Genomic DNA, 4,025 nt, shown 5'->3' with positions numbered 1-4,025 from the left:
TCAGGGTCTGGTCCCCCACCCCGTGGCCATGACGATCGTTGATCTGCTTGAAGTCGTCCACATCCATGGCGATCACGGCAAAGGGCTCCTTGAAGCGCTTGGCGCGCTCATGCTCCAGCCGCACCGCCTGCTCCAGCCGATAGCGGCTGGCCGCGCCGGTCAGGGAGTCCGTCTCCGCCAGGCGGCGGTTTTCCTCCACCTGGAACTGCAATGCCTGGTTGAGCCGCTCCAGTTCGGCGGTACGCTGTGCCACCTGCTGCTCCAGGGTGCGGTTTTGCAGCTCCAGCCTGGCGTAGAGTTCCCGCTGGGCGTGGATGTTGCGGTGTGCCCCCACCATCCTGGCGACACTGCCGTCCGGGTTGCGTGCGACGATGCGGCCGCAATCCGCCACCCAGAGGTAGTCACCGTTACGGCAACGGCAGCGGTACTCGGCCCGGTAGTCCGCCGCCCGCCCGCTCAGGCAGGCATCGAAGCTCTCCATGACCTGCGCCAGATCGTCCGGGTGGATCAGGTTCTCCCAGGTGAAGACGGTGTTGTCGAGGGAGTGGGGCTCATACCCCAGCATCTGATACCAGCCGGGATAGCGATGGACATAGCCGGTGTTGGCATTCCAGTCCCAGAGACCGTCGCTCACGACCTCCAGCATGCCGCTCATCACGGCCTCGTCGAGGGCCGGTAGCCTTGTCATCTCATTGTCATGCAGCATGAAAACCTTCCTTGTTCTGCTACTCGGCGCCACGGATCCGCTTGTTGACCTGGCGGGAAAACCGGGCCTGCCGGTCGAGCCTTCAAGGGGGCGACTGGCCTCGACACCCCGTCATGACGGGTTATCGGCCAAGTAGCCCTCTTGTTGAACAACAGTAGCAGCCCGCACACTTTCGAGTTTTGCGCGCCGTCACGCTCCCTTCCGTTCTTCTGCTGGCCAGATTGCACCACGGCGGTGCACACCTTTGGCGCAGCCCTGCCCATATTGGGCAAGCCTCGCTGACCAGGGTTGCGATTAATAAGTAAGTGCATGAATAAAAAGAAAAATACTTTTCTGGCGCAATATTTGCCTTTATCTGGGTGAACCACAAGGATTGGGGATATTGCATGAAATTAATCACCGCCATCATCAAGCCGTTCAAACTCGACGACGTGCGCGAAGCCATCGCCAACCTCGGCGTCGAGGGGCTGACGGTTTCCGAGGTCAAGGGGTTTGGCCGCCAGAAGGGGCACACCGAGCTGTACCGGGGTGCCGAATACCAGGTGGATTTCCTGCCCAAGGTAAAGCTGGAGATCGCCACCCTGGCCGACAACGTCGAGCAGATCATCGAAGCCATCAGCAAGGCCGCCCACACCGGCAAGATAGGTGACGGCAAGATCTTCGTTTATGACCTGCAGGCCGCCGTGCGCATCCGCACCGGCGAGACCGACGCAGACGCCCTTTGATACGACTGGAACTGAGGAATACGACATGGAAGAGTTGATCACATCCGTCAGCGAGCTGCGCTATGCACTCGACACCTTCTACCTGCTGATCTCCGGCGTGCTGGTCATGTGGATGGCCGCCGGGTTCGCCATGCTCGAAGCCGGCCTGGTCCGCGCCAAGAACACCACCGAGATCCTGACCAAGAACATCCTGCTCTATGCCATCGCCTGCATCATGTTCCTGCTGGTCGGCTACAACATCATGTACGTGGACAACAGCGCCGGCGGCTGGCTGCCGAGCTTTGGCAGCCTGATGGGCAGCCAGGCGGACGACGCGGGCCACTCCCTGCACTCCGACTTCTTCTTCCAGGTGGTGTTCGTCGCCACCGCCACCTCCATCATCTCAGGTGCGGTGGCAGAGCGGATGAAGCTCTGGTCCTTCCTGCTGTTCTGCGTGGTGATGACCGGCTTCATCTACCCCGTGGAAGGCTACTGGAGCTGGGGCGGCGGCTTCCTGAAAGAGGCGGGCTTCTCCGACTTCGCAGGCTCCGGCATCGTCCACATGGCGGGCGCTGCCGCTGCCCTGGCCGCCGTGCTGCTGCTCGGCCCCCGTCGCGGCAAATATGGCAAGCAAGGGGAGATCTACCCCATCCCCGGCTCCAACCTGCCGCTCGCGACCCTGGGCACCCTGATCCTCTGGATGGGCTGGTTTGGCTTCAACGGTGGCTCCCAACTGGCGCTCTCCAGCGCCGCTGACGCCACCGCCATCGGCACCGTGTTCGTCAACACCAACGCCGCCGCGGCCGCCGGTGTGGTCGGCGCCCTGCTGGTCAGCAAGCTCACCTGGGGCAAGGCGGATCTCACCATGATCCTCAACGGCGCCCTCGGCGGTCTGGTCGCCATCACCGCCGACCCGGCCTCCCCCAGCCCGCTGTTCGCCAGCCTGATCGGCGCCCTGGCCGGTGCCCTGGTGGTCTACGCCATCGTCGCCTTCGATCGCCTGAAGATCGATGATCCGGTCGGTGCCATCTCGGTACACGGCGTCTGCGGCCTGTTCGGCCTGATGGTGGTGCCCTTCTCCAACGCGAGCGCCACCTTCGGTGCCCAGTTGCTGGGTGCTGCCACCATCTTCGGCTGGGTCTTTGTCGTCTCCCTCGTGGTCTGGAGCCTGCTCAAGGCCACCATGGGCCTGCGGGTCAGCGAAGAGGAAGAGATGATGGGTGTGGATGTCCACGAGTGCGGCATCGATGCCTACCCCGAGTTCGTCAGCGTCAAATCCAGCATCTAAGCACGCCATCTGCTTGCGGGGCCCGGGGGAAACCCCGGGCCCCGTTTTTTTGGCGGCTCGACGTCCCTGATGGCAGGAGGGCGGTTCGAGTGATGCCACTCTGCCACGCAGCCGGTGAACCCTCTGCTTTGCCCCCTCCCCTTTTCAAGGGGAGAGTCGGGGTTTGCCGTGCCGATTGACGGATGGGGCCATAACCCCCTCCCCGCCTCCCCCTTGGCAGGGGGAGGAGCAAGCAAGCGCCCCTGGCTGGACGAATCAAAACATCGATGTGGCAGCCACGTAGGTTCGATTAGCGAAGCGTTATCGGACAGCGGTAACGGCATTGCGCCCTTCTCCCGTTGATTAAAAAAGGAGGAGAAGGGCTGGGGATAAGGGGCAGGAATAAAGAGAGTTCGCGGTAAACGTTGGGCTGTATGGAGATGGTATTCACCTGACAGTTGCCCACAAAAGGGAGTGGTCATACGGCTTCAAACCGGATAACAAAACGGTACCCCTACCGTGTTATCCGGAGTCACCGTATGACCACCAACGAGAAAGTAGCACGTCGCAAACTCAGCCTGCTAGAGCTCGCCAAAGAGCTCAATAATGTCAGCAAAGCCTGCAAGCTCATCGGCTACAGCCGTCAGCAGTTCTACGAAATTCGCCGTAATTACCAGACCTATGGCGCCGAGGGATTGCTCGACAAATTGCCCGGCTGTAAAGGGGCTCATCCCAATCGGGTCGCTCCCGAGATTGAACAGGCCATCCTCGATTACTCCCTCACCAGACCAACTCATGGCCCGCTGCGGGTCGCCCAAGAACTGGCTCTGCAAGGCATCAATGTCAGTGCGGGTGGTGTGCGTGGCGTGTGGCAACGTCACGACTTGCTCTCCAAACACGACCGCTTGTTGCGCCTCGAGAAAACCCACCGGGAGCAGACCATTGAGCTCAATGACGAGCAGATTCGCCTGTTAGAACGCTTCAGCCCCGAGTTTCGCGAACGCCAGATTGAGGTCCACTACACCGGAGAACTGGTGGCGGTCGACACCTTCTTCGTCGGCGCGCTCAAGGGGGTTGGCAAGGTGTATCTGCAAACCGTGCTGGACTGCTATAGCCGCCACGCCTGGGGACGGCTCTACACCAGCAAGCTGCCGGTGACCTCGGTTCATGTGCTCAATGAAACGGTACTGCCGTTTTTCGAGGCCCACGAGGCACGGGTCTATACCATCCTGTCGGATAACGGGCGCGAGTTCTGTGGACGAGCTGACCACCATCCCTACGAGCTGTTCCTGCAACTGGAGGGGATTGAGCACCGGACAACCAAGGTACGCAGGCCGCAGAGCAACGG

At 61.4% G+C, this 4,025-nt stretch carries 4 protein-coding genes; 3 read left to right on the top strand and 1 reads right to left on the bottom strand.

From position 1 onward, the window contains the following. The coding region (locus tag G5358_RS20275) for a sensor domain-containing diguanylate cyclase (protein ID WP_421324800.1) at positions 1–706 on the bottom strand (706 nt) is incomplete at its 3' end. Positions 707–1,092: 386 nt separating this feature from the next. Here G5358_RS20275 and glnK point away from each other — a divergent pair. The 3 genes from glnK to G5358_RS20260 all read left to right on the top strand — a co-directional run. Further along, on the top strand, positions 1,093–1,431 hold the full coding sequence (gene glnK / locus G5358_RS20270; protein ID WP_010675904.1) for a P-II family nitrogen regulator: 339 nt from the start codon (positions 1,093–1,095) through the stop codon (positions 1,429–1,431). Between the two features lie 25 nt (positions 1,432–1,456). Continuing rightward, positions 1,457–2,698 (top strand): ammonium transporter, encoded by a 1,242-nt coding sequence (locus tag G5358_RS20265; protein ID WP_052815318.1) that lies wholly within the window; start codon positions 1,457–1,459, stop codon positions 2,696–2,698. A 518-nt stretch (positions 2,699–3,216) separates the two neighbouring features. After that, positions 3,217–4,025, top strand: an 809-nt coding sequence (locus G5358_RS20260) for an IS481-like element ISAs19 family transposase (RefSeq protein WP_421324798.1), incomplete at its 3' end; no start/stop codon positions are given.

Origin of the sequence: Aeromonas sp. 604176 (genome assembly GCF_049170755.1) — a bacterium.
Lineage (GTDB): Bacteria > Pseudomonadota > Gammaproteobacteria > Enterobacterales > Aeromonadaceae > Aeromonas > Aeromonas veronii_A.
Note: the sequence above shows the minus strand (reverse complement) of the source record. Positions and strands in the feature narration are given on the sequence as shown.

Coding starts and splice junctions, on each gene's coding strand:
- G5358_RS20265 (WP_052815318.1), top strand. CDS start 1,457: ATGGAAGAGTTGATCACATCCGTCAGCGAGCTGCGCTATGCACTCGAC.
- glnK (WP_010675904.1), top strand. CDS start 1,093: ATGAAATTAATCACCGCCATCATCAAGCCGTTCAAACTCGACGACGTG.